We start from the raw sequence: 24,097 nt of genomic DNA, 5'->3' as shown, positions 1-24,097 counted from the left end.
GCTTATTCATCGTCAAAAGGAAGTACCCATGATTCGCTCCTCCCTGCGCCTCGGCACCTTGTGCGCCGGCCTGCTGCTGTCCGCCAACGCCCTGGCCCTGTCACTGGGTGACCTGAGCCAGCAGGATGCCGCTGGTGGCCTCAAGGATGCCCTGACTCAAGGTGCCCAGGTTGCCGTCAAGCAACTGAGCACCCCGGGCGGCTTCAGCAACAACCCCGACGTGCGCATCGAGCTGCCAGGCAACCTTGGCAAGGTGGCCAAGACCATGAAAATGCTCGGCAAGGGTGACCAGGTCACCGCCTTGGAAGACGGCATGAACAAAGCGGCCGAGGCGGCAATGCCTCAGGCCCAGGCGATCCTGGTCGATGCCGTGAAGAAGATGACCGTTACCGATGCCAAGGGCATTCTCAGTGGCGGTGATGACTCTGCCACCCAGTACCTGAACAAGAGCAGCCGCGAGCAGATCCGCGCCAAGTTCCTGCCGATCGTCAAGGCGGCGACCGACAAGGTTGGCGTGGTTCAGCAGTACAACAGCTTTGCCGGCCAGGCCTCGGCCCTTGGCCTGGGCAGCTCGAAAAATGCCAGCGTTGAAAGCTACGTGACCGAGAAGGCGCTGGATGGCCTGTTCGAGATGGTCGCCAAGCAAGAGCAGAGCATTCGCCAGAATCCTGCCCAGGCGGCGACCAGCCTGGCCAAGAAAGTCTTCGGCGCGCTCTGATTCAACCGCTGCACCGTGGGGCTGCTTCGCAGCCCTTTCCTGCGGTGCTCAGTCCTTCCTGACCTTGAACCACGCCGCATACAGCGCCGGCAGGAACAACAGGGTCAGCACCGTGGCAACGATCAAGCCACCCATGATCGCCACCGCCATCGGCCCGTAGAACACGCTGCGCGACAACGGAATCATCGCCAGCACCGCCGCCAGGGCGGTCAGCACGATGGGCCGGAAACGCCGCACAGTCGCTTCGATGATCGCCTGCCAGCGCTGCATCCCTGAGGCAATATCCTGCTCGATCTGGTCAATCAGGATCACCGAGTTGCGCATGATCATCCCCGCCAAGGCAATCGTGCCAAGCATGGCCACGAAGCCGAACGGCTGACGGAAGATCAGCAGGAACAGGGTCACCCCGATCAGTCCCAATGGCGCCGTGAGGAACACCATCACAGTGCGCGAGAAACTGCGCAGCTGGATCATCAGCAAGCTCAGCACCACGACGATGAACAGCGGCATGCCGGCGTTCACCGACTTCTGCCCACGCTCGGAGTCTTCCACGGTACCGCCGACTTCCAGCAGGTAGCCGTCTGGCAGGTTGTTACGTACCTCCTGCAGGGTCGGCAGGATCTGCTGGGTCAAGGTCGCCGGTTGTTCCTTGCCATAGATATCGGCGCGTACGGTGACCGTCGGCAGGCGGTTGCGGTGCCAGATGATGCCCTCCTCGAAGCCGTACTCGAGGGTCGCCACCTGCGACAGGGCAACGCTCTGGCCGTTCTCGGTAGGCACGGCGAGGCTGGCCAGGTTGGTCAGGTCGCTGCGTGCTTCGAGCGTGCCGCGCAAGAGGATTTCGATCAGCTCGTTGTCCTCGCGGTACTGGCTCACCGAACTGCCGGTCAGCGAACTCTGCAGGAACGTCGACAGGTGCGCCGTGCTCACGCCCAGGGCGCGCGCGCGGTCCTGGTCGATCTTGAGGAAGACCGCCTTGCTCGGCTCTTCCCAGTCCAGGTGGACGTTGACCACATAGGGGTTCTCGCGCACCCGGTCCGCCACTTGGCGGGCCAGCGCACGCACCTTGTCGATATGCTCGCCGGTCACCCGGAACTGCACCGGGTAGCCTACCGGCGGGCCGTTTTCCAGGCGCGTGACCCGCGAGCGCAGCTCCGGGAACTGCTCATCCAGGGTTGCGATCAGCCAGCTGCGCAGCGTCTCGCGCTCCTCCAGCGACTTGGCCAGCACCACGAACTGGGCGAAGCTCGCCGCCGGCAGTTGTTGGTCCAGGGGCAGGTAGAAACGCGGCGAGCCCGTGCCGATGTAGGCCACGTAGTTGTCGATACCGTCCTGGCGCTTGAGCAACCCCTCAAGACGCTTGACCTGTTCGGTGGCGTTGCTCAGCGAAGCACCTTCGGCCAGTTTCAGGTCGATCATCAGCTCCGGACGCCCCGACGCAGGGAAGAACTGCTGAGGCACGAAACGGAACAGCAGGATACTGCCGACAAAAGCAGCGATGGTCAGCAGGATGACCGTCTTGCGCCGCCGTACGCACCACTCCACCACGCGCCGCACGCGCTGATAGAACGGCGTGGCGTACGGGTCGGGCGCCTGCCCGCCATGACGCGCCGCGTGGAGCTTGGCCAAGTCAGGCAGGAGGCGCTCGCCCAGGTACGGCACGAACAGCACCGCGGCCACCCACGAGGTCAACAGGGCAATAGTCACCACCTGGAAAATCGAACGGGTGTACTCGCCTGTGCTCGACGCTGCGGTGGCAATCGGCAAGAAGCCGGCGGCGGTAATCAGGGTGCCGGTCAGCATCGGGAAGGCCGTGCTGGTCCAGGCGTAGCTGGCCGCCTTGAAGCGGTCGAAGCCCTGTTCCATCTTGATCGCCATCATCTCCACGGCAATGATCGCGTCGTCCACCAGCAAGCCAAGCGCCAGTACCAGCGCACCCAGTGAGATCTTGTGCAGACCGATGCCGAAGTAATGCATGGCGGCAAAGGTCATCGCCAGCACCAACGGGATGGCCAAGGCCACCACCAGGCCGGTGCGCAGGCCAAGCGAGAAGAAACTCACCAGCAGAACGATCACCAGCGCCTCGACCAGCACCTGGACGAACTCGCCAACCCCGGCCTTGACCGCCGCCGGCTGGTCGGAGACCTTGCGCAGCTCCATACCCGCCGGCAGGTTGTGTGCCAGGCGTTCGAACTCGCCTTCCAGCGCCTTGCCCAGCACCAGGATATCGCCACCGTCCTTCATCGACACGGCAAGGCCGATGGCATCTTCGCCCATGAAGCGCATGCGCGGCGCGGGCGGGTCGTTGAAGCCGCGATGCACTTCGGCCACATCACCGATCCGCAGGGTGCGGTCGCCGACTCGAATCGGGAACTGGCGAATCTGCTCGACACTGTCGAAACGGCCACTGACACGCAGGTTCAAGCGCTCGCTGGGGGTCTCGAAGAAGCCTGCGGTGCTCACCGCATTCTGCTCCTGCAAAGCCTGCTGCACCGACGCCAGCGGCACGCCGAGGGTGGCCAGCTTGATGTTGGACAGCTCGATCCAGATTTTCTCATCCTGCAGGCCGACCAGCTCGACCTTGCCGACATCCTTGACCCGCTGCAGCTGGATCTGGATGCGGTCGGCGTAGTCCTTGAGCACGGCGTAGTCGAAACCATCGCCGGTCAGCGCATAGATGTTGCCGAAGGTGGTGCCGAACTCGTCGTTGAAGAACGGCCCCTGAACCTCCGGCGGCAAGGTATGGCGGATGTCCGCGACCTTTTTGCGAATCTGGTACCAGAGCTCGGGAATGTCCTTGGAGTGCAGCGAATCGCGGGCCATGAAGGTCACCTGCGACTCACCCGGACGGGAGAACGAGACGATCTTCTCGTACTCGCCGGTCTCCATCAGTTTCTTTTCGATGCGCTCGGTGACCTGGCGCGAGACTTCTTCGGCGGTGGCGCCCGGCCACAGGGTGCGAATCACCATGGCCTTGAAGGTAAACGGCGGGTCTTCGCTCTGCCCCAATTTGCTGTAGGACATGGCACCGATCGCTGCCAGCAGGATCATCAGGAACAGTACGATCTGGCGATTGCGCAGCGCCCAGGCGGAAAGGTTGAAACCCATCGGGACTTACTCCTTGGCCGCCAGGTCTACTTCACGGTTGCTACGATCTACCGGCCGCACCTGCTGGCCTTCGCGCAGTACATGGCCGCCGGCGGCGACCACCCAGTCGTTGGCGCCGAGGCCATCGAGTACCGGCACGCTGTCCGAGCCATACGCCCCCAGGCGCACGGCGACACGCTCCAGGCGTTTGTCCGGGTTCACCCGCCAGACGTAGGCCTGACCCTGTTCGGCCGTTACCGCCGACAACGGCACGGCCAACGGCGCCAGGCCATCGTGGGCAATGAACACCCGCGCGCTCTGGCCGAGTTCGGCCGGCGCCTTGGTCGAGTTGAAGGCGATTCGCGCGGCGAAGGTGCGCGAACGCGGATCGGCGGCTGGCGACAATTCGCGAATGTGCGCCTCGAAACGTTGGTTGGGATGTGACCAGAGCTCGACGCTGACCGCCTGGCCCACGGCGAAGCCGGCGAACTGCTGTTCCGGCAGGCCAATCACCACCTCGCGCTCGCCATCGGCGGCCAGGGTGAACACCGTCTGCCCGGCGGCAACCACCTGGCCGACTTCGACCTGACGCTTGGCGATCAGCCCGGCCTGCGGCGCGCGCAGCACGGCATAGTCGGCCTGGTTGCCGGCGACGTCGAACTCCGCCTTGGCCTGCTTGAGCCGCGCCATGCCTGCGCGGTAGAGGTTCTCGGCGTTGTCGAACTGGGAGCGGCTGACCATCTGCCGGTCGAGCAGCGTGCGGTAGCGGTCACGCTCGGCCTGCACCAGCGCCAGGTTGGCCTGGGCGGCGGCCCACTGGGCACGGTTGGCCTCCAGTTGCAGGCGCACATCCTGCGGATCGAGCTCGGCCAAGGGCTGCTCCGCCTTGACCCGCTGCCCTTCTTCTACCAAGCGCTTGGTGACCTTGCCGGCGATGCGGAAGGCCAGCTCCGGCTCAAAGCGGGCACGGACCTCGCCCGGATAACTGTTGGCAGCGGCGCCAGCCGGATGCGGCTGCACCACCAACGCCGGGCGTGGCGCAGCCGGTGCCGCGGTTTCCTGACCGCAGGCGGCCAGCAGCAGCGCTGCGGCGGCGGGCAAAGCGATGGACAAGGCATGACGCAACATGATGAATGACCTTCTGCGAAGCGCACTTTTAATATTTATACTGCCGAGTATATTAAATCAGGGAACCGATGCCGGGAAGCCGCCGTCGGAGAGAAAATCAACATTAACGATTGGTCGCCGATTGCAGCCGGAGCGCACCTGACCCGGTAAGATGGGCGCCTGTTCACCAAGATGCGGATTCCAATGCCCAACGACGCACCCATCGGCCCCGGCCGGCCGAAGGATCTGGCCAAACGACAGGCCATCCTCGAAGCCGCCAAGGCGCTGTTCCTCAGCCTTGGCTATGCCAACACCAGCATGGATGCGGTCGCTGCGGCGGCAGGTGTTTCAAAACTTACGGTCTACAGCCACTTCACCGACAAGCAGACCCTGTTCGGTTCGGCGGTCATGGCGACTTGCCAGAGCCAATTGCCGGAACTGATCTTCGAGCTGCCGGACGACGTCCCCCTCGATCAGGTACTGCTGAACATCGCCCGCGGTTTCCAGGCGTTGATCAGCAGTGACGAGTCGGTCAAGTTGAGCCGCCTGATCATTGCCTTGGGCAGCCAAGACCCTGGCTTCAGCGAATTTTTTTACGAGGCCGGACCCAAGCGTGTGCTGGCCGAAATGGAGTCGCTGCTGCGCTGCGTGGCCGAGCGCGGCTTGCTGCGTATCGACAACCCGTTGCGGGCGGCCGAGCATTTCTTCTGCCTGATCAAAGGCGCGCCGGACTACCGCTTGCTGCTCGGCTGCGCGCCGCCGCTCGAAGGCGACGAAGCCGAGGCGCATGTGCGCGAAGTCGTCGGGCTGTTCATTCGCGCCTACCGCAACTGACGACTCACGCCACCGCGTGCGGCAGCCACAAGGCCAACTGCGGGAAGCAGATCAGCAACGCGATCAGGGCAAGCAGCGCCAGGCAGAACGGCAGCGCGCCGTACACCACGTCCATGAAGTTGCCCCGACCGCGAATGCTCTGCACCACGAACAGGTTCATGCCGAACGGCGGGGTGATCTGCCCCATCTCGCAAAGGATGATCAGGATCACCCCGAACCACAGCGGGTCGAACCCTAGCGCGACGACAATCGGCACGATCAGCGGCGCGGTGGTGATCAGCATGGCCAAGGTGTCCATGAAACAGCCCAGGACGATATAGAACAGGATGATCACCAGCAGGGTTGCCAGCGGCGACAGGCTCAGTTCGCTGACAAAGGCGACCAACGCCGTGGTCAGGCCAATGGACGCCAGCACGAAGTTGAGAAAAAACGCCGCCAGGGTGATGAAAATGATCATGCCGGTGGTGCGCAGGGTCGCCTCGAACGCCTTGCCCAGGCTCTCTCGGGTTAGCGCGCGCCGCCACAAGCCTACGCCCAGCGCCGCCAGTACCCCCAGCGCTGCCGATTCGCTGGCGGTGGCAAAGCCACTGTAGATCGAGCCGATCACCAATACGAAGATCGCCAGCGGCGCGAGCAGATCAGGGATGCTCGCAAGCCGCTCGGCCCAACTGTAGTGGACTTTTACCCCACCCAGGCTGGGGCGGATCAGGCATGCCACGACGATCACCGCGACAAACAACAGGCTCAGCAAGATGCCCGGAAGGGTCGCCGCCAGGTACAGCTTGGGCACCGAAACGTTAGCGATCAGGGCGAACAGGATCATGTTGATCGACGGCGGAATGAGGATTCCCAAGGTGCCGCCAGCGGCAATCGAACCGAGAAACAACGGCGCGTTGTAACCCTTGCGCTCCTGCTGGGGGATCGCCAGGGTCGAGATGGTGGCAGCCGTCGCCACGCTGGAGCCGCTGGTGGCCGAGAACAACGCCGATGCGCCGATGTTCGAGTTCATCAGGCCTCCTGGCAACCATGACAGCCATTTCTCGACAGCCTGGTACATTCGCCCTGCCACCCCCGAACAGACCAGCAACTCGCCCATCAGGATGTACAACGGAATCGCCACCAGCAGAAACTCGGCACTGGTATTCCAGGCGATTTCACCCATGGCGTTGCTCAGTGGCAAGCTCGAATAGAACAGCGACAACGACATGCCCAGCAGGCCGACGCTGACAGCCGCCGCAACGCTTAGCGCCAGCAGACCCAGAAGGATGACCAGGGTAACGCTCAGCATGGTTCTTGCTCCTTGTGCACGGGTGGGTGGGGGCTGAGCTCTTCCTGGATTTCTTCCTCGACCGAGTTGATACCGATCAGCGCACTCACCGCGCGCCAGCGCCCGCGCACCAGGTGGGTCATGCTGGTGAGCAGCAGCATAACGATGGTCAGGGCAAAGAACAGATAGCCCGCGAACCAGATCGATTGCGGGATCCACTGCGGCACCTGCAACGGCGTATTCGAGATCGAGCCGTATTCGATGGAGTCGCGCAGGACGTTGCCGGCGTGCAACAGCAGCGTGCCGACCAGGATCGCCATGCACAGCAACGCGAACAGGTCGAACAGCACCCTGGTTTTCAGCCCGAGGCGGGCATAGAGGATATCGACGCGGACATGCGAGCGCTTCAGCAGGGTCACTGGGAAGGCCCAGGCGCTGGTAATCGCCAGCACATAGCCGGCGATCTCGTCGGCACCGCCCATGGACACGCCGATGGTCTTGCGCAAGATCAGGTCGACAGCGATCAGCACGGCACAACCGAGCAAGGCCACCCCGCCACCCCAGGTGCCTGCCTTGGCAATGGCATTGATGACGCTCGCGCCTGAACGGACCTTTTGCATGGTGGGCTCTCCGGAAACTCATTGCGTTCATCGGCAGCGGCGGCCTGCGCCGGCGGATGCAGGGTGGTCATGGGTGCAATCGGACACCAATGGTCATGCCCACGGTGGCATTCCAGCGCTCGCTACACGCCAGGCCACAGCGCCTGCCCCAGTCATTGGCGATCTTCACCACGATCTGGCGCAGTGCCTGTTTCTCGGTGGCGCTGGGCGCGGACACGGTCATGTGCGCTGGCTGATGGATCTGGCAGTCGGGTCTGCCGATGTTGCAGGCCAGCGCATAGCGGTTCTCGTTGGCAGTCGCCTGCCAGAGGCCATCCTCAAGCACTTGCGCTTGCGTCTGCAGCAACTGCTGAACGGAGGGCGGCAGTTGCTGCCAACGCTTGAGGCCGATGCCGTAGAAACCGATCGACCAGTCCACTGGCAGGTTGTAGATGTAGTCGGCCACGTCATACCACTTGGCGGCGTTGCCAGAACCGATGCCAGTCACGGCGCAATCGATGACGCCGGTCTGCATGGCCGTGACCACCTCGGCGAACGGCAGGGTTACTGGCGCGGCGCCGATGGCCTTGACCATTTCCGCCATGTTGCGGCCACGGGTGCGAATCTTGCGGCCCTGCAGATCGCTCAACGCATTGACCGCCTCGCGACAGAAAAACACCTGGGCGGTGTAGGGCACGGTGGCCAGCAACTTGATGCCGTGACGCTCAGCCATGCGCTGCGCCAGCACCGGCTTGTAGGCATCGGCAATGGCCCGCGCAGCGTCGATGCCGTCGGCCATGCCGGGCAGGTCGACACCTTCGAAGGTCGCATCGTCTCCGGCAACAAAGGCGAATACGCCCATGCCGATGTCGACCGCGCCAAAACGCATCAGGCGGATGATCTCAGGACCCTTCAGGCCACTCTCCGACAAACCCAGCAGTTGCGCGGTGACCTTGCCCTGCGAGCTGGCAGGCAGGGTCTGGTTCCAGAACGGCTGTTCTACTGCGCGAAAGCTGTAGTTGTGGCTGCCGCCGCCAACCACGTTGAAGCGGATGTTCGGGTAGTCGTCGGCAACGGCAACCGAGCTGGCCAGCAGCACACTGGCCAGCCACAGGGCGAATCGAAAGCAGGGTTTCATGGTAGTCCTGTGTTCTTGTTGGAGGATCTACTGGGCAGAAACGCAAAGCGATGCGGCGTGGCTATCAGCAGTCCTGGCGGATCGCTGCATCAATCATCGGCCGCGAGCCGACCACGTCGGGAAACTTCTCACCCTTGGCCAAGCGCGCCAAGGTGTGCTTTTCGTTTTCCTGAAAGTCGATGGCGCGCTGGGCCAGCTCAAGTACCTGGCCAGGCCTGAGGAAGACAATCCCGTTTTCATCAGCCACTACCGCATCGCCCGGATGGACGACCACCCCACCGCACTGGATCGGCGTGCAGAACTCGCCGTCAGCGCCCAGTATGCGCGTGGTGATCGCACTGGCGCCACGCGACCACACCGGCACGCCATGCTGGCGCAGCTCGCCCAGGTCGGTCACGCAGCCATCAACGATGATCCCGGCAATGCCGGCCTGCCGGGCGGCATAGGCCATGGCCCCGCCCAGCGCTGCGGTGACTCGCTCGCCGCAGCGATCGACTACCAGAAAATCGCCCGGCCGCGCGCAGCCCATGGCGTAGTGCAGGATACCGCCATCAGTCCCCGGCATGCGCACGGTGACAGCAGTGCCGACCACCCGCACGTTCTGCAGATGGGCCTTGATTTCAGGGTTGGGAATGCCACGGGTGGTGAAGTGGCCAATGGTCGCCGGCTCGGCCTTGAGCAGGGTATCGAGTTCGGCACGGTCAATCGGAACAGGCAGTTGTTCGATGATATACATGAGGAAGTCTTATTGTGATGGGTGCATTTCCGTATGGGTTCGGTCATCCTAACAAGCACGTCTTCGTGTCGATAATAAAAATCAATGAGCCGATTTCGGGGAAATTTTTATCATGCGAATTACCCTGATGCAGATCGAGGCGTTCTACTGGACGGCCCGTTTGGGCGGCGCGCATGCCGCCTCTCGTCATCTTCATCTGACCCAACCGGCCATCTCTTCGCGGATCAAGGAGATGGAGTCGCTGCTGAGCGTCAAGCTGTTCGACCGCAGCAAGCAGCGCATGACCCTCACCGCCGACGGCCACACCGCACTGCGGCATGCCGAGCTGGTCCTCAACAACAGCGTGCAGCTCGAACAATTTGCCGCCAAGCAGAAGGAACACCGGCGCCTGCGCCTGGGTGCCGACGAATGTTCGGCCATGGTCGGGCTGACTGCGGTGATCAGCGAGATCAAGGCGCACTTTCCGCAAATCACCCTGGAGATCTCGATCGATGTCGGCGCGGAGCTCAATCGCAAGCTCAATGATCACGAGCTGGACATGGCGCTGCTGACCAACCCGGCCACGCGCGAGGACGTTACCGATGTGTTTCTCGGCTGGATGACTTTTCAGTGGGTGGCGGCGCCGCACCTGGACATTGGCGAGGGGCCGTTTCTGGCGACCCAGGCGCGCCAGCACTCGATCGTCACCCACAGCGCGCCGTCGACCTTGTACTCGGTGGTCGACCGTTGGCTGAAGGAAAGTGGCGCGGCGTCGAATGCCTTCCATTCGAGCAACTCGCTGGCGTTCATGGCCAAGATGATTTCTGCCGGGCACGCCATCGGCATCCTGCCGGTGCCGTTGATCCGCGAAATGCTGGCGGTGGACATGCTGAAGATCCTGCCGTGCGATCCACCAATACCGCCGGCAAAGTTCTGCCTGTCATACCTGACCGAGCGCCCCGACATGCACCTTGAAGAGCTGGTGGCGATCACCCGGGCGACCTTGGTCAAGCAGAACTTTCTGATCGACTGAGGCTACTGGAATTGGGCCGCTTTGCGGCCCCAATACAGACGAGCCGGATCAACCGCCGCGCAGCGCCTGCTGCACTGCGGCAATCTGTTGCCCGGCGCTGTTCAGCCAGGACAGATCACTGCCCATCAGCAACATGTCGCTGCCCATTTCGATCAAGCGCCGGGCCGTCTGCAGATCGGCCGGGAAGCACGGCACCATGACCTGGATCGAACGCGCATGACACTTGTCGATGAGCACCTGGAGGCGCTCGAACACCTCCGGATTGCCCAACCGGTAGTCGACCGGCAGCCCCCGCGACAACGAATAATCGGCCGGGCCGAAATGCACTGCATCGATGCCTTCGACATCGAGTATTTCATCGATGTGGTCAAAGAACTCGTAGCTTTCAGCCATGGGCACGATCACGCTCTGGGCATTCTGCGCCTCGGTGTAGCGCGCCCAGTCGAAGCCAGGCCCGGCATAGCCCGCTGAACGCACCGAGCTGTCCCCCCCGCGCCGGCCCAGCGGCGCAAACTTGCTGAAGCGGATGATCTCGCGCATCTGTGCGGCACTGTGCACTTGCGGCACGATCACACCTGAAGCGCCCATTTCCAGCGCCTTGCGGATATCCCACTCGAGTGTGCCGCGGACCCGCACCAAGCTGTGGATGGCCGCATTGCTGGCCGCCAGAATCAGTTTTTCCATGTCGCGGTCAACGCCCAGCGCGGTGTGCTCGGCATCGATAAAGACAAAGTCCAGGCCCCAGTTGCCGGCTACCTCGATGGGCATGCAGGCGGTGCTGTAGATGTTCATGCCAAAGGTGTTGCCAGCCGCCATCCGCTGCTTGAGCGAGGTCTGTGTGCTGTGCATGGTGATGCTCCTGCCCTGTGGTGGATGAGTCGCCATCAGATGCGATAGGTTTCCGGCAGGCGATCGCGGAACGGATGCACCTCGAACACGCCAGGGTCGCGAATCAGCGACTTGTTGCGGGCCTTGCCCAGGTCGATGTCGACGCTGTACACACCGTCTTCCAGGCCCGCGCGGACCAGGGTCTTGCCGGAGGGCTCGATGATGTGGCTGGTGCCGATGAACTGCATGCCGCCATCCATGTCGTTACGGTTCGGTGCAACGAAATAGACCATGTTCTCGGCCGCACGCACCGTGCTGAAGATGTCCGGCAGCATGCGCGCCTGCTCCGGCCAGGCGGCAGGCAGGACGACGATGTCGGCACCTTCCAGGGCCAGGGTACGCACGACCTCAGGGAAGCGGATCTCGTAGCAGATAGCCAAACCGATGCGACCGATCTCGGTGTCGAAGATTGGCGCTGTCCACTCCTGCGGGCGATCAGTGAAGCGGTCGCCGATCATGAACGGCAGGTGCCGTTTGCGGTGCAGGCCGATGATCCCCTGCGGGCCGATCAGGGCCGCGGTGTTGAACACCGAGTCGGCGTGTTTCTCGTAGAAGCCGACAACGATGAGGATGCCGGTCTGCGCCGAAGCTTCCAGCAACGGCGCCAGCGCGTCGATGGCGATCGCGCCACGCTCGAGGTCTTCACGGCTGTCGAACGAGCCGCCGGTCAACAGACATTCGGCGAAGGCGATCAGGCGCGAACCTTCGGCAGCAGTCTGACGGGCCAGCGCAGCGACCTTGTCGATGGTCATGCTCGGGTTGTCGGCCGGGTGGATCTGGGCAACGGAGATTTTCATGCGGGTCCTTTTCTTATAGTGCGTGTCTGCTAGTGCGCGCGCCGCCGCAGCGGCGCACGGGGGATCGTCACTGCGGTTGGAAGTCCATGGCCTGGTAGACCTTGCGGACCAGTTCAGGATTGATCTGCGCGGCATACTTGCTGACCACCGGGCGGATCTTGTCCTGGATGCGGGCCACCTCTTCGGCAGCCAGTTCATTGACCTGCATGCCCGCGCTGCGCAACTCGGCGATCGCCTTGCTGTCGGCTTCGCGGGAGATCTTGCGCTGCTCGATGCGCACCTCCATGGCCACCTCCGAGAGCAGCTTCTGCTCATCCGGGTTGAGCGAGTCCCAGAAGGTCTTGCCGATCAGCACGATCTGCGGGTTGTAGTTGTGCCGGGTCAGGCTCAGGTATTTCTGCACTTCGTTGAATTTCGAAGCGAGGATCAGTGCGGCCGGGTTCTCCTGGCCATCGACAGTGCCCGTCTCCAGCGCCGTATGCACTTCGGTGAACGGCAACGGCGTCGGGTTGGCGCCCAGGGCGGTCCACACATCGAGGAACAACGGCGACTGCTGCGCGCGGATCTTCAGGCCGGCGATATCTTCGAGCTTCTGCACGGGACGCACGTTATTGGTCAGGTTGCGCACACCCAGCTCCCAGAAGGCCAGGCCGACCAGGTTCTTTTCCGGCAACTGATCGGTGAGCATCTTGCCCACCTCACCGTCGAGCATGGCATCGACCTTGGCGGTGTCGTTGTACAGGAACGGGAAATCGAGGATGCCGAAGTCAGTCACGTGGTTGAGCATCAGGCCAGCGTTCCAGGTCATCATTTCGATCACCCCGCCCTGCAGCGACGACAGCACCTGGACATCGCCGCCAAGGACGCCGTTGGGGAAGGTTCGCACCTTGATCTTGCCGCCGCTGCGCTGCTCGACCTTCTTGGCGAACAGCTCCATACCGATGGCCGGCGGCGTGCCCTTGGGGCTGGTGGCGGCAAACTTGATGAGCCGGCTGTTGTAGTCGGCGGCAAAGCTCATGCTGCTGGCGAGCAGCAGGGCCGCGACGGCTGCGAATGGCTTATACATGGCAGGTTCCTTTTTTATTGTTGGGTGTTAGTGGGCGAACCATTGCGCGGGGACGGTGACCAGCTCGGGGAAGATCACCAACAGGAACAACACGATGATTTCGGCGATCAGAAACGGCATGGTGCCCTTGAGCAGCGCTTCGTAGCGCATGCGGCCAATACCGCAGACCACGTTGAGCACCGTGCCCACCGGCGGGGTGATCAGGCCGATCGAGCAATTGACCATGAACAGCACACCGAAGTAGATCGGGTCGATGTTGGCTGCGGTAACCACCGGCACCAGGATCGGCGCCAGCAGCAGCACCGTCGGCGTGAGGTCCATGACCATCGAGATCAGCAGGATCAACAGCATCAACACCACGATCAGCAGCCGTGGGCTGTCGATCACCGGCTGGATCAGGTCGATGATCTGTCCGGGAATATCGGCAATGGTGATCATCCAGGCCGGAATCGACGCGCAAGCGACCAGGAACATCACCGCCGCTGTGGTCTTGCCGGCACGCAGCAGCAGGTCGTTGAGCGACTTCAGGTCGAGCTCGCGATAGACCAGGCACGACACCAGCAGCGCATACACGCTGGCCACGGCACCGGCTTCAGTCGGTGTCACCACGCCAAAGCGCAGGCCGACCACGATGATCACCGGCAGGATGAGCGCCCAGATGCTGTCGACGAATGCCTTCAGGCGCTCCTTGCCAGAGGCCTTGGGGCTCAGCTGCACATCGGTATCGCGCCGCGACACCAGCCACCAGGCGACGACCAAGGCCAGCGCGATCAGCAGCCCTGGGGCAATCCCGGCGAGAAACAGCTTGGTGATCGACAGCCCCGAAGCCACGCCGAAGACGACGAAGCCGATGCTCGGTGGAATGATCGAACCGAGCACCGAGACCGAGGCGATCAGGCCTCCCGAGCGATTGCGGTTGTATCCGGCGATGACCATCATCGGCAGCAACAGCGCGGTCAGCGACGCGGCGTCGGCCAGTGCCGAACCAGACAGGCTCGACAGCAGCACACCGGCAAAGATGGTCACGTAGCCAAGCCCGCCGCGCATGTGGCCAACCATGGCGATGGCCAGGTTGATGATGCGCTTGGACAAGCCACCACTGTTCATCACCTCACCGGCAATGATGAACAAGGGGATGGCCAGCAGGGGAAAACTGCCCGCCGAGTTGATGATGTTCTGCGCGATGATCTGCCCGTCGAACAGGCCGAGCAGCCCCATCAGGGCCACGCCGCAGAGGATCAAGGCGTAAGCGATCGGCACGCCGAGCAGAATGGCGGCCATCAGCACGCCGACAAAAAGATACAGGGCCATTATTTGACGGCTCCCTGTTCGACTGCCAGCGCGGGCTCCGCGACCTGCGCAGGAGGGGCGCTGATCAGGGTCCGGACCAGTTGCACGCCCAGCAGGACACCGCTGCACACCGAGAACACCAGGCCCGCACCATAGAACAGGGCCATGGAAATACCGGTCGAGGGCGCACCGACATGGAGGTTGATCAGGGTTTGCTTGAGGCTGCCATCAAGGAACAGCCAAGTCACATAGAGCATCAGTAGTTGGGTCGCTGCCAGCATGTACTTGGCCATACGTGGCGAGACACGGCTGGTCAGTACATCGACACCGATGTGGCCGTTTTCATGGAGCATCAACTGGGCGCCGGCGAATACCAGCCAGACGAATGCCAGGCGCGAGAATTCTTCGCTGAAGAACAGCCCCGAGTTGAAGCCATAGCGCAGCACGACGTTGGTGAAGATCAGGCACGTGATGCAGATCAGGCACGCAACGACCAGCACCTTCAGTGCAAGGAAGTAACCCTTGAGGAGTGCGTTCATGGCGCCTCCCGGCTATTGACCGACGGGAGGGCGCCGCGAGGGCGAGGACGTGAACTTAGCATGGAGATCACCTTGTTGTTTTTTTGGTTATACGTCGTCGTATGACCTAACAAAGTGTCTGTGAAATGCTCTCTCCCCGCTGCCTCAACATTTTTATCAGGGTTATAAGGAATACAGATCAGCAGCGGGCGTTGCGGTTGTGCTTCCGCTGCCCTTGTGGAAGCGGCCTTGTGTCGCGAAAGGGCCGCGAAGCGGCCCCAGCACGCTCAAGCCAAACGCACAACGAAAGGTATGAAAGCGCTGCCCTACCCCTTCAACGCCTTCTTCGGATAAATGTCATAGCGGCTCGACTTGCCCTCAAGGCTATGACTCGGCTTGGGACCGTCAATGATCGGCGCCTTGCGCGGCCGTTTGACCACCACCCGATGCGACGCCAGGGCCAGCGCCGCCTCAAGCAACGCCGGTGCATCCAGGTCGTCTCCAACCAACGGCCGGAACACGCGCATCTCCTTCTTCACCAAGGCACTCTTGTCGCGGTGCGGAAACATCGGGTCGAGGTAGATCACCTGCGGCGGCTCGCCCTGCCAACCGCGCATGCGCTCGATGGCATTGCCCACCAGCAAACGCATCCGCTCGACAATCACCCCCACCTCAGCATCGCCGCGCCCACGTACCAGGCCATCCTCGAGCAGCGCGGCAATCAGCGGCTGGCGCTCGATCAGAGTCATCTGGCAGCCCAGGCTGGCCAGCACGAAAGCATCCTTGCCCAACCCCGCCGTGGCATCCAGCACCTGCGGGCGCACGCCCTGGGCGATGCCCACGGCCTTGGCGATCATCTGCCCGTTGCCACCGCCAAACAGCCGCCGATGCGCCGCCTGCCCCTCAACGAAGTCCACCCGCACCGGGCCAGGCGCCTGCGGCCCCAATTGCTGCACCTGCAGGCCATCAGCGCCGACCTGCACGGCGAACTCAGCCGAATCATCGGCCAGCGGCAGACCCAGCCGCTCAGCCCACGCCACCGCCTGCGCCTGAAACTGCGGCGCCATCGCCTCGACCCTGATGCCCGTGCCCTGCTCTTGCTCTACCATCCGTTCCCGCACCCGAAAAAATTAATGAAACGCCGGCCACGGCCGATACACGCAGTATCCGCTATTCTGCCAGAGCACAACACGCGCAACTGCCATGTCAGATACTCTTCCCATCGGCTTGACCTACCTGTCGCCCGTCGGCAACTACGGTCGGCAGAATACCCAGGCACTCGGCGGCGTCAGCCACCTGTGGCAGGATTTCTTTGCCCGGGCCATGGCTGATCAGCAAGGTCAGGAAGAAGACACCTTCAGCCAGGCGCTGGTGCAGTATGACCAGGACAGCGGCGAACCGATCGGCGGCGCCCGTGCCCTGGCCCTGATCGACGCACAGCGCGCCTGCCCGGTCAAAGAAACTCAGGTCGTTCCACCCGAGCCGCTGTTTCTGCCCAAGGCAGAACTTGAGGCCAACCTGCTGGAGCCGGCGCCTGAACCCTTCAGCGCTGCCGAACTGATCGAGCAGCAACGCAATCTCGACCTCAACAACAGCTGGCTGCGCCCGGTGGTCATGAGCCACGGCCAACCGCTGCCAGCACCGGGGGCCGCGCCCTCCCCGCGCCCCCTGCACCTGCCGATCGCCGAGTTCGAGATGAGCCTGCTCGACCCTGCCGCCGAACCCTTTGACGACAGCACCCTGGCGCAGCAGCAGAACGACCTCGAGTTCGATACCCACTGGGCGCGCCCGGTCGTACTGAACAACGTCCGCGTTCACGCCTGAGGTCAGCGGCAGATCTGCCAGCGGCCCATGTCCAGGTGAAAGTGGTTGTGGTGAGCCGCGTTGTAATCTGGCCCCAATACCGTACTGAAACTCTCGCAGGCCGCCTGGCGGACCTGCCGGAGAAACTCGGCCTTCTGCCCGCCTGCCTGCCAGTCCTGAGCGAGAACGATACGCTGGCCGTCCTTGAGCCGAAACCCGCTGACATCCAGGGCATTCGCCGTGGCGTGCTGGCTGAGGCGGCCTTCCTTGCGGTTATAGACATTGCGGCAGGCAAAGCTACCCAAGTGCTCGACCTGCGTCACCGGCTGGCCAAACACCCGCTGCGCCGCCGGCTGCAGGCCGTGCTCCTCGAACAGGGCGTAGGCTACCGCCAGCGGGCAAGTGGCCAGGAAACTGCTGCTCAAGCGCGCCTGCCCTGCCTCGACCCGCCATACATTCTGCAGCGGGCAGCGCGCGCTCACCGGGCTGTCGGCCTGCTGGCGAAAGCGCAGTGCCGAGGTGGCCAGTGCCTGCTGACACAGCGCGGGGTCATCGCGCAGCCGTGACAACTTGAAAGGGCTGAGCAGATTGGGCGGCTCACGCACATCCAGTACCGCCCAAGGGTTCCATGCCGAAGGCGGGCGCCAGCCCAGATACCAGGCTTGCCCCGCCGCAAGCAGCAGGCCGAACAGCAGCCAGGCGAACCAGCGCATCAGGCTTCAGCGACGGAACAGGTCGTTGAGCTGGGCAAACGGCAACGCCTGTTCGCTGTAGCCAAACGTACCCTGATCACGAATCTCCAATGCCGCCCGGTGCATCGCCCCCAGCGCAGCGCGGGCCAGTGACGAGCCGACACTGATACGGCGCACGCCCAGATCCTGCAACTGATTGACGCTCAACGGCACCCCCGCCAGCCCCATCAGCACATTGACCGGCCTGGGCGCGACAGCCTGCACCACAGCGCGCACCTCATCGACGCTACGCAACCCCGGTGCATACAGTACATCGGCACCCGCTTCGGCATACGCCTGCAGCCGCAGGATGGTGTCGTCGAGGTCCATGCGGCCATGCAGCAGGTTTTCGGCGCGGGCACACAGGGTGAACGGAAACGGCAGGCTGCGCGCCGCCTGAACCGCGGCGCGAACACGCTCTACGGCCAGGCCCAGGTCGTAGATCGGCGCTTCGCTGCGGCCACTGGCATCCTCTATCGAACCCCCGACCAGGCCTGCCTCTGCGGCACGCAGAATGGCCTGGGCACAGTCGTCCGGCAGGTCGCCAAAGCCGTTTTCCAGGTCTGCCGCAACTGGTAGCGGCGTCGCATCGACTATCGCGCGGGCGTTGTCCAGGGTTTCATCCAGGCTGAGCGCGCCTTCGCCATCCGGGCGAGCCAGGCTGAACGCCAGGCCGGCGCTGGTGGTAGCCAGGGCCTCGAAGCCGAGGCTGGCCAACAGTCGCGCCGAACCCGCGTCCCAGGGATTGGGGATGACGAAAGCACCGTCACGCTCATGCAGTGCCTTGAAGGCCTCGGCTCGCAGGGTTTGCACATCCATGGTCACAGGCTCCGGCAGGTTGAGGAGTGGTCAGAGTAGTCCCAGTTGTTCGACCTCAGGCGCGCGCGGCAATTCCGGCAACGTTGCCAAGCCCGGCAAGCGCTCGCCCAGACGCTGATGAAAGCGCTGGGCCAATGCAGCGGCCAGGCGGTTATCGGAGGTGTGCAGGAAGATGTACGGGCAGCGGCCCTGCTCGATCCATTCAGCGACCTTGGCCACCCAAGGCGTCAGAAACGCCTCGTTCGCTTCCAGCCGCGGGTGGCCGATAAAGCGGATTTGCGGATGCTGGCTGAACGCCGCCGGCCGAGGCGGCACACGCGGCTTTTTGGCCTGGGCGTGAAGAACCGCAGGGTCGTCAGAGCTGCAACTGAACAGCGCGCGTGGATCCAGACAGATGCGCTCTACCCCGCGCCCGAGCAGCAGGCGGTTGAGCGCACGTTCCTCGTCGCCACGGGCGAAGAAGCCAGGGTGACGCACTTCGACCGCGACCGGTACGCCGATGTGTTCGAGAAAGTAGTCCAGCTCCGCCAGCCGCGAGGGGCCGAACAGTGCGGGCAGCTGCAGCCAGTAGGGTGAGACCCGCTCGCCCAATGGCGCCAGCAGACGAGTGAAGTCGATGGCCGCCTGCAGGTGCTCGCGCAGATCTCCCGCATGGCTGACGTCGCGGGGAAATTTTGCAGTAAAGCGAAAATGCGCCGGCATGATCTGCGCCCAGCGCTCTACCGTGGCAGGCGCGGGACGGGCATAGAACGTAGTGTTGCCTTCAACAGCATTGAAGACTTGGCTGTACAAACCGAGAAATTCAGTGGCCTTGGCGTCGGCGGGATACAGGTAGTCGCGCCAGGCGTTTTCGCTCCAGGACGGACAACCGAGAAAGTAAGGCAGTGGCGATGGATTCATCCATCAAATGTACAGATCAAGCCCTGTCACTTCCATCTCCCAATCGCAGAAGCCAGCCGTGGCCAGGTAGCTGGCCAGCGCGGTCGCCGTGCGCCGGTCACGCGCGCGCGGGAAGATCAGGTCTTGTTGGCGGGCCGGCAGACCACCGCTGCGGCGCGGAGTCCTGGCCTCCTGAGGCACTTCGATGTCTTCGACCAGATCGGCATCTTCAACTGCCTCTTCACGTACCGGTGCCTTGCGCACTGGGCGCTTGATCGGATAGGACTGTGATGAGAAGCCGTCGATACGCATGAAATGAACACTCAGGACCCATGATGGCAATCTAGCAGCATCCGCGATTCATCGCGAATGCCGTTGTGATAACTGGACCACATTTCATACGAAAGGTTTAGCGCGAAGGTCGCTCGCCGATGAATAGCCGTCAGAACGCCTTGGGCGTCGCGACGTTATCACGCAGATAAACCGGTTGCGCCTGGTCGGCAGGAATCGCCTCGCCGCGGTCCCAGGCAAAGTTTGCCAGGCTGAGCACGTCCAACGCATTCGGCAGCAGCGTGGCGTCGCTGGCGCTGACGCTTGGCGCCAGGCGCTCGGCGTAATTCCAGCCAGTACCGGCACCGAACCAGTCACCCTTGCTGCCCTCAGGCAGCACGACCCGCTCGGGCGCCAGCACTGCCTCGCGTCCGAGCAGGCGCATCTCGCCTTCGCTGGCCTGGTAGCAACCCCAGTAGACTTCGTCCATGCGCGCATCGATGGCTGCCGCAACCTGCTGGATACCGCGCTCGCGCAGCACTCCCTGGGCCAAGGCTGCCAGATTGGAAACCGGCAATACCGGGCGCTCCAGGGCAAAGGCCAGGCCCTGCACCACGCCGATGGCAATCCGTACCCCAGTGAAGGCGCCTGGCCCACGGCCAAAGGCGATGGCATCGAGTGCGCTCAACGGCACGCCGGCGTCAGCCAGCAGTTGCTTGATCATCGGCAGCAGCTTTTGCGCATGCAGGCGCGGGATGACCTCATAGTGGCTGGTCACCTTGCCGTCATGCAGCAGCGCGACGGAACAGGCTTCGGTGGCAGTATCCAGGGCCAACAGGGTGGTCATCGAACGGTTTCCAAGCGAAAAGGGAAAGAGCGCCAGTATAAACGACTACGGCCCGCAAGCGGGCCGTAGTCGAATACAAGGCAGGGATCAGCTCAGGGCTGCCAGCACCTTGGTAGTGATCGCATCTACCGAACCAACACCTTCGATGTGGCTGTACTTCGGCTTGCCGTTGGCGGCGGCCAGGTTCTGGTAGAAGGCGACCAGTGGCTTGGTCTGGTCGTGATAGACCGACAGGCGATGACGCACGGTTTCTTCGGTGTCGTCCTTGCGCTGGACCAGCTCTTCACCGGTCACGTCGTCCTTGCCTTCGACCTTCGGCGGGTTGTACACGACGTGATAGACGCGGCCCGAGCCTTCATGCACGCGACGGCCAGCGATGCGCTGGACGATTTCTTCGTCTTCCACGGCGATCTCGACCACAGCGTCCAGTTCGACGCCGGCGGTGACTAGGGCTTCAGCCTGCGGAATGGTGCGTGGGAAGCCATCGAACAGGAAGCCGTTGGCGCAGTCGGCCTGGGCGATGCGATCCTTGACCAGGTTGATGATCAACTCGTCGGACACCAGCTTGCCAGCGTCCATGATCGCCTTGGCCTCCAGACCCAGCGGGGTACCCGCCTTCACCGCGGCGCGCAGCATGTCGCCGGTGGAGATCTGCGGAATACCGAACTTCTCGGTGATGAACTTTGCCTGAGTACCTTTACCGGCCCCGGGAGCTCCCAGCAGAATTACGCGCATCTCGTGCTCCTCATATTTTTTTATGCAAATCAATGGATTCGGCGTCAGGGCCAATTCCGGAAAATCGGGTATCGACCAGAAAATCGGTCAAAAGGCTGCTCAAGATACACAGCACCCGGCGACCAGACAAGCGTCCCAAAGTTGCAGCAAAGCGCCACTTGCGACCTGCCGCCGCAGGGGTTGCGCTCAGCGCAACCCCGCTCCCCAGCCCTGACCCGGCCGTGTGCCCGATCAGTCATGAGGGTGACCGCTGGCCGCTCAACCGGTATTGCGCAAGCCAGCGGCGATGCCTGCCACGGTGACCAGCAGAGCCTGCTCCAACGGGCTGTCCAGAGCGGCCTCGCGGCTGCGCGAGCGCGCCAGCAACTCGGCTTGGAGCCGATGCAGCGGATCGAGGTAGGTGTTGCGCAGGCTGATGAATTCCAGCGTCTCGGGGCTGTGCGCCAGTAGCACCGGCTGCCCGGTCAGGCCCAGTACCACCTGGCATGACTGCGACAATAGGTCGCGCAGCTGCGCACCTAAAGGGAGCAGCTGCGGTTGCACTAGACGTTGGTCGTAGGCCTTGGCGATTTCCGCATCGGCCTTGGCCAGGACCATTTCCAGCATGTCGATGCGCGTGCGGAAGAACGGCCATTGTTCACGCATCTGCGTCAGCAATTCGCCCTGGCCGCGGGCCAAGGCGTTGTTCAATGCAGTTTCCCATCCCAGCCAGGCGGGCAGCATCAGCCGGGTCTGGGTCCAGCCAAAGATCCAGGGGATCGCCCGCAGGCTTTCGATACCGCCGGCACGGCGCTTGGCCGGGCGACTGCCCAGCGGCAGGCGACCAAGCTCCTGCTCGGGCGTCGACTGGCGGAAGTATTCGACGAAGTCAGGGTTCTCGCGAACCACCGCGCGGTAGGCCTTGACGCCGTCAGCCGCCATCTGGTCCATCACCTCGCGCCAGGCCGGCTGCGGTGGAGGGGGTGGCAGCAGGGTGGCTTCGAGCACGGCGGCCAGGTAGAGGTTGAGGTTCTGCTCGGCGATTCCCGGCAGGCCGAACTTGAAGCGGATCATCTCACCCTGCTCGGTGGTGCGGAAACGCCCCGCTACAGAGCCCGGTGGCTGCGACAGGATCGCCGCATGGGCCGGGCCGCCGCCACGGCCAACGGTACCGCCACGACCATGGAACAACAGCAGCTCGACCTCATGCTCACGGCAGATGCGCACCAGGTTCTCCTGGGCACGGTACTGTGCCCAGGCCGCCGCCGTGGTGCCGGCATCCTTGGCCGAATCGGAGTAGCCGATCATCACCTCTTGCGGGCCGCGCAGGCTGCTGCGGTAACCCGGCAAACCCAACAGGCGCTGCATCACCGGCCCCGCATTATCGAGGTCGGCCAAGGTTTCGAACAGCGGCACCACGCGCATCGGCCGGGTCAGGCCGGCCTCTTTGAGCAGCAGTTGCACCGCCAGCACATCGGAGGCGGCGCCCGCCATCGAGATCACGTAGGAACCCAGCGACGCGGCCGGTGCTGCAGCAATCTCGCGGCAGGTGGCGAGCACTTCGGCGGTATCGGCCTGGGGCGTGAAATGGGCCGGCAACAACGGCCGGCGATTGCTCAGCTCAGCCTGGAGAAAATCGACCCGGCGTTCTTCGTCCCAGTCGGCATAGCGCCCCAGCCCCAGGTAGTCGGTGATTTCCGATAACGCGTCACGGTGACGGGCAGCATCCTGACGCACGTCCAGGCGAACCAGGAACAAGCCAAACGTGACCGCTCGGCGCAGGCAGTCGAGCAACGGCCCATCGGCGATCACGCCCATGCCGCACTCATGCAGGGACTGGAAGCACAGCTCGAGCGGTTCGATCAGGTCACGGCTGTCCACCAGCACCTGGGCGTTGAGCGGCTGGCTGGCACTCAACGAGGCCTGCGCCCAGGCACGGGTGGCGCGCAGCCGGTCACGCACTTGCTTGAGCAGGCTGCGGTAAGGCTCGGCGCTGTCGCCAACACGCTCGCGCAGGGCCGCACTGGCCTGCTGCATGGACAGCTCGGCGGCCAGGCTGTCGATGTCGCGCAGAAACAGGTCAGCCGCCATCCAGCGCGCCAGCAGCAACACTTCACGGGTGACTGGCGCGGTGACATTGGGGTTGCCGTCGCGGTCGCCGCCCATCCATGAGGCGAAGCGAATAGGCGCCGCTTGCAGCGGCAAGCGCAGGCCGGTGGCCTCGAACAGGGCCTTGTCGACCTTGCGCAGGTGATTGGGGATGGCCTGCCAAAGCGAATGCTCGATGACCGCAAAGCCCCACTTGGCTTCGTCGACCGGGGTGGGTCGGGTGCGACGGATTTCTTCCGTGTGCCAGGCTTCAGCGATCAGCCGACGCAGGCGCTCGCGGATCTGCTCGCGCTCGGCCGGGCTCAGGTCGCGGTGGTCCTGGGCAGCCAGTTGGGCGGCAATGGCGTCGTATTTCTGGATCAGCGTGCGCCGCGCGACTTCGGTCGGGTGGGCGGTGAGCACCAGCTGGATATCCAGCTTGGCCAATTGCCGGGCCAGGGCATCATTGCTATGACCGGCCTGCTTCAGGCGCGCCAGCAACTCGGGCAGCACCCGCGCTTCGAAGGGCTCGGGCTGGCCGGGGTCGCGGCGATGGATGAGTTGATACTGCTCGGCGATGTTGGCCAGGTTGAGAAACTGGTTGAAGGCCCGCGCCACCGGCAGCAACTGATCATCGGCAAGATCATCGAGGGTCGAACTCAGCTGCTCGGCACCGCCCCGGCGATCCGCCTTGGCGCTGTGCCGAATGTCTTCGATCTTCTGCAAGAATGCGTCGCCATGCTGCTGGCGAATGGTTTCGCCGAGCAACTCACCCAACAGATGGACATCCTCACGCAAGCGTACATCGATATCGGTCATCAGGCCTCTCTCCGGCGCGGCAGTCCGCGCATCCGTTCAGGAACCAGCACATCCCAAGAGTGCCCACAGC

Annotated in this window: 23 protein-coding genes; 4 read left to right on the top strand and 19 right to left on the bottom strand. The window is 63.4% G+C overall.

The features are described 5' to 3' along the window. Positions 1-28: 28 nt before the first annotated feature. Entirely contained in the window at positions 29-718 is a 690-nt protein-coding gene (locus J3B00_RS08250) for a DUF4197 domain-containing protein (protein WP_209866558.1), read from the top strand. Between the two features lie 48 nt (positions 719-766). On the opposite strand, the gene J3B00_RS08245 is transcribed toward J3B00_RS08250, so the two are convergent. Both J3B00_RS08245 and J3B00_RS08240 read right to left on the bottom strand, forming a co-directional pair. Beyond that, on the bottom strand, positions 767-3,826 hold the full coding sequence (locus tag J3B00_RS08245) for an efflux RND transporter permease subunit (RefSeq protein WP_209866556.1): 3,060 nt from the start codon (positions 3,824-3,826) through the stop codon (positions 767-769). 6 nt (positions 3,827-3,832) lie between these two features. Further along, positions 3,833-4,933, bottom strand: coding sequence for an efflux RND transporter periplasmic adaptor subunit (locus tag J3B00_RS08240; protein WP_209866554.1), 1,101 nt, complete (start codon positions 4,931-4,933; stop codon positions 3,833-3,835). A 171-nt stretch (positions 4,934-5,104) separates the two neighbouring features. Here J3B00_RS08240 and J3B00_RS08235 point away from each other — a divergent pair, with 171 nt between their 5' ends. Further along, positions 5,105-5,746, top strand: a complete 642-nt coding sequence (locus tag J3B00_RS08235; RefSeq protein WP_209866552.1) for a TetR/AcrR family transcriptional regulator — start codon at positions 5,105-5,107, stop codon at positions 5,744-5,746. A gap of 4 nt (positions 5,747-5,750) precedes the next feature. Here the strand turns inward: J3B00_RS08235 and J3B00_RS08230 are convergent, their stop codons facing one another. The 4 genes from J3B00_RS08230 to J3B00_RS08215 all read right to left on the bottom strand — a co-directional run bounded on the left by J3B00_RS08230 (position 5,751) and on the right by J3B00_RS08215 (position 9,486). After that, positions 5,751-7,034 (bottom strand): TRAP transporter large permease, encoded by a 1,284-nt coding sequence (locus J3B00_RS08230; RefSeq protein WP_209866550.1) that lies wholly within the window; start codon positions 7,032-7,034, stop codon positions 5,751-5,753. After that, positions 7,028-7,633, bottom strand: coding sequence for a TRAP transporter small permease (locus J3B00_RS08225; RefSeq protein WP_209866548.1), 606 nt, complete (start codon positions 7,631-7,633; stop codon positions 7,028-7,030). The genes J3B00_RS08230 and J3B00_RS08225 overlap by 7 nt, the downstream gene beginning before the upstream one ends. Before the next feature lie 67 nt (positions 7,634-7,700). Next, positions 7,701-8,750, bottom strand: coding sequence for a TRAP transporter substrate-binding protein (locus tag J3B00_RS08220; RefSeq protein WP_209866545.1), 1,050 nt, complete (start codon positions 8,748-8,750; stop codon positions 7,701-7,703). 64 nt (positions 8,751-8,814) lie between these two features. Further along, positions 8,815-9,486: an RraA family protein gene (locus tag J3B00_RS08215; RefSeq protein ID WP_209866544.1), complete on the bottom strand. Its 672-nt coding sequence runs from the start codon at positions 9,484-9,486 to the stop codon at positions 8,815-8,817. 112 nt (positions 9,487-9,598) lie between these two features. On the opposite strand from J3B00_RS08215, the gene J3B00_RS08210 reads away from it, so the two are divergent. Beyond that, complete coding sequence (locus tag J3B00_RS08210) at positions 9,599-10,498, top strand: LysR family transcriptional regulator (RefSeq protein WP_209866541.1); 900 nt, start codon at positions 9,599-9,601, stop codon at positions 10,496-10,498. A gap of 48 nt (positions 10,499-10,546) precedes the next feature. Here the strand turns inward: J3B00_RS08210 and J3B00_RS08205 are convergent, their stop codons facing one another. The 6 genes from J3B00_RS08205 to J3B00_RS08180 form a co-directional block, all read right to left on the bottom strand. Continuing rightward, the gene (locus tag J3B00_RS08205; RefSeq protein WP_209866539.1) at positions 10,547-11,347 is read right to left on the bottom strand and encodes an aldolase/citrate lyase family protein; all 801 of its coding nucleotides are present in this window, start codon (positions 11,345-11,347) and stop codon (positions 10,547-10,549) included. A gap of 35 nt (positions 11,348-11,382) precedes the next feature. Further along, entirely contained in the window at positions 11,383-12,183 is an 801-nt protein-coding gene (locus J3B00_RS08200; protein WP_209866537.1) for a carbon-nitrogen hydrolase family protein, read from the bottom strand. A 67-nt stretch (positions 12,184-12,250) separates the two neighbouring features. Further along, a complete protein-coding gene (locus tag J3B00_RS08195) occupies positions 12,251-13,249 on the bottom strand; it encodes a TRAP transporter substrate-binding protein (RefSeq protein ID WP_209866535.1) in 999 nt (332 codons plus the stop codon). 27 nt (positions 13,250-13,276) lie between these two features. Continuing rightward, positions 13,277-14,560, bottom strand: a complete 1,284-nt coding sequence (locus tag J3B00_RS08190) for a TRAP transporter large permease subunit (protein WP_209866533.1) — start codon at positions 14,558-14,560, stop codon at positions 13,277-13,279. Continuing rightward, complete coding sequence (locus J3B00_RS08185) at positions 14,560-15,078, bottom strand: TRAP transporter small permease (RefSeq protein ID WP_209866532.1); 519 nt, start codon at positions 15,076-15,078, stop codon at positions 14,560-14,562. Before J3B00_RS08185 ends, J3B00_RS08190 begins: the two co-directional genes overlap by 1 nt. 305 nt (positions 15,079-15,383) lie before the next feature. Next, positions 15,384-16,124 carry a class I SAM-dependent methyltransferase gene (locus J3B00_RS08180; RefSeq protein WP_245362737.1) on the bottom strand — a complete coding sequence of 247 codons (741 nt, stop codon included), beginning with the start codon at positions 16,122-16,124 and terminating at the stop codon, positions 15,384-15,386. Between the two features lie 136 nt (positions 16,125-16,260). Here J3B00_RS08180 and J3B00_RS08175 point away from each other — a divergent pair, with 136 nt between their 5' ends. Then, the gene (locus tag J3B00_RS08175; RefSeq protein ID WP_209866527.1) at positions 16,261-16,881 is read left to right on the top strand and encodes an energy transducer TonB; all 621 of its coding nucleotides are present in this window, start codon (positions 16,261-16,263) and stop codon (positions 16,879-16,881) included. Positions 16,882-16,883: 2 nt separating this feature from the next. On the opposite strand, the gene J3B00_RS08170 is transcribed toward J3B00_RS08175, so the two are convergent. From J3B00_RS08170 to ppc, 7 genes are all read right to left on the bottom strand, one after another. Then, on the bottom strand, positions 16,884-17,573 hold the full coding sequence (locus tag J3B00_RS08170) for an extensin family protein (RefSeq protein ID WP_209866525.1): 690 nt from the start codon (positions 17,571-17,573) through the stop codon (positions 16,884-16,886). Between the two features lie 6 nt (positions 17,574-17,579). Next, the gene (locus tag J3B00_RS08165; RefSeq protein ID WP_209866523.1) at positions 17,580-18,410 is read right to left on the bottom strand and encodes an isocitrate lyase/phosphoenolpyruvate mutase family protein; all 831 of its coding nucleotides are present in this window, start codon (positions 18,408-18,410) and stop codon (positions 17,580-17,582) included. A 30-nt stretch (positions 18,411-18,440) separates the two neighbouring features. Then, positions 18,441-19,310, bottom strand: a complete 870-nt coding sequence (locus J3B00_RS08160) for a DUF72 domain-containing protein (RefSeq protein ID WP_209866521.1) — start codon at positions 19,308-19,310, stop codon at positions 18,441-18,443. A 3-nt stretch (positions 19,311-19,313) separates the two neighbouring features. Next, positions 19,314-19,601: a hypothetical protein gene (locus J3B00_RS08155; protein WP_209866519.1), complete on the bottom strand. Its 288-nt coding sequence runs from the start codon at positions 19,599-19,601 to the stop codon at positions 19,314-19,316. Positions 19,602-19,731: 130 nt separating this feature from the next. After that, positions 19,732-20,406: a tRNA (adenosine(37)-N6)-threonylcarbamoyltransferase complex dimerization subunit type 1 TsaB gene (gene tsaB, locus J3B00_RS08150; protein WP_209866516.1), complete on the bottom strand. Its 675-nt coding sequence runs from the start codon at positions 20,404-20,406 to the stop codon at positions 19,732-19,734. 87 nt (positions 20,407-20,493) lie between these two features. Then, entirely contained in the window at positions 20,494-21,141 is a 648-nt protein-coding gene (gene adk, locus J3B00_RS08145) for an adenylate kinase (protein WP_209866514.1), read from the bottom strand. A gap of 258 nt (positions 21,142-21,399) precedes the next feature. Further along, the gene (gene ppc / locus J3B00_RS08140) at positions 21,400-24,027 is read right to left on the bottom strand and encodes a phosphoenolpyruvate carboxylase (RefSeq protein WP_209866512.1); all 2,628 of its coding nucleotides are present in this window, start codon (positions 24,025-24,027) and stop codon (positions 21,400-21,402) included. Positions 24,028-24,097 lie beyond the last annotated feature (70 nt).

Source organism: Pseudomonas sp. BP8 (genome assembly GCF_017875955.1).
Lineage (GTDB): Bacteria > Pseudomonadota > Gammaproteobacteria > Pseudomonadales > Pseudomonadaceae > Aquipseudomonas.
This window is presented reverse-complemented; position numbering and strand designations above follow the sequence as displayed.

Excerpts from the sequence above, each read along its gene's own strand:
- J3B00_RS08250 (WP_209866558.1), top strand. The coding sequence starts at position 29 with ATGATTCGCTCCTCCCTGCGCCTCGGCACCTTGTGCGCCGGCCTGCTG.
- J3B00_RS08245 (WP_209866556.1), bottom strand. The coding sequence starts at position 3,826 with ATGGGTTTCAACCTTTCCGCCTGGGCGCTGCGCAATCGCCAGATCGTA.
- J3B00_RS08240 (WP_209866554.1), bottom strand. The coding sequence starts at position 4,933 with ATGTTGCGTCATGCCTTGTCCATCGCTTTGCCCGCCGCCGCAGCGCTG.
- J3B00_RS08235 (WP_209866552.1), top strand. The coding sequence starts at position 5,105 with ATGCGGATTCCAATGCCCAACGACGCACCCATCGGCCCCGGCCGGCCG.
- J3B00_RS08230 (WP_209866550.1), bottom strand. The coding sequence starts at position 7,034 with ATGCTGAGCGTTACCCTGGTCATCCTTCTGGGTCTGCTGGCGCTAAGC.
- J3B00_RS08225 (WP_209866548.1), bottom strand. The coding sequence starts at position 7,633 with ATGCAAAAGGTCCGTTCAGGCGCGAGCGTCATCAATGCCATTGCCAAG.
- J3B00_RS08220 (WP_209866545.1), bottom strand. The coding sequence starts at position 8,750 with ATGAAACCCTGCTTTCGATTCGCCCTGTGGCTGGCCAGTGTGCTGCTG.
- J3B00_RS08215 (WP_209866544.1), bottom strand. The coding sequence starts at position 9,486 with ATGTATATCATCGAACAACTGCCTGTTCCGATTGACCGTGCCGAACTC.
- J3B00_RS08210 (WP_209866541.1), top strand. The coding sequence starts at position 9,599 with ATGCGAATTACCCTGATGCAGATCGAGGCGTTCTACTGGACGGCCCGT.
- J3B00_RS08205 (WP_209866539.1), bottom strand. The coding sequence starts at position 11,347 with ATGCACAGCACACAGACCTCGCTCAAGCAGCGGATGGCGGCTGGCAAC.
- J3B00_RS08200 (WP_209866537.1), bottom strand. The coding sequence starts at position 12,183 with ATGAAAATCTCCGTTGCCCAGATCCACCCGGCCGACAACCCGAGCATG.
- J3B00_RS08195 (WP_209866535.1), bottom strand. The coding sequence starts at position 13,249 with ATGTATAAGCCATTCGCAGCCGTCGCGGCCCTGCTGCTCGCCAGCAGC.
- J3B00_RS08190 (WP_209866533.1), bottom strand. The coding sequence starts at position 14,560 with ATGGCCCTGTATCTTTTTGTCGGCGTGCTGATGGCCGCCATTCTGCTC.
- J3B00_RS08185 (WP_209866532.1), bottom strand. The coding sequence starts at position 15,078 with ATGAACGCACTCCTCAAGGGTTACTTCCTTGCACTGAAGGTGCTGGTC.
- J3B00_RS08180 (WP_245362737.1), bottom strand. The coding sequence starts at position 16,124 with ATGGCGCCGCAGTTTCAGGCGCAGGCGGTGGCGTGGGCTGAGCGGCTG.
- J3B00_RS08175 (WP_209866527.1), top strand. The coding sequence starts at position 16,261 with ATGTCAGATACTCTTCCCATCGGCTTGACCTACCTGTCGCCCGTCGGC.
- J3B00_RS08170 (WP_209866525.1), bottom strand. The coding sequence starts at position 17,573 with ATGCGCTGGTTCGCCTGGCTGCTGTTCGGCCTGCTGCTTGCGGCGGGG.
- J3B00_RS08165 (WP_209866523.1), bottom strand. The coding sequence starts at position 18,410 with ATGGATGTGCAAACCCTGCGAGCCGAGGCCTTCAAGGCACTGCATGAG.
- J3B00_RS08160 (WP_209866521.1), bottom strand. The coding sequence starts at position 19,310 with ATGAATCCATCGCCACTGCCTTACTTTCTCGGTTGTCCGTCCTGGAGC.
- J3B00_RS08155 (WP_209866519.1), bottom strand. The coding sequence starts at position 19,601 with ATGCGTATCGACGGCTTCTCATCACAGTCCTATCCGATCAAGCGCCCA.
- tsaB (WP_209866516.1), bottom strand. The coding sequence starts at position 20,406 with ATGACCACCCTGTTGGCCCTGGATACTGCCACCGAAGCCTGTTCCGTC.
- adk (WP_209866514.1), bottom strand. The coding sequence starts at position 21,141 with ATGCGCGTAATTCTGCTGGGAGCTCCCGGGGCCGGTAAAGGTACTCAG.
- ppc (WP_209866512.1), bottom strand. The coding sequence starts at position 24,027 with ATGACCGATATCGATGTACGCTTGCGTGAGGATGTCCATCTGTTGGGT.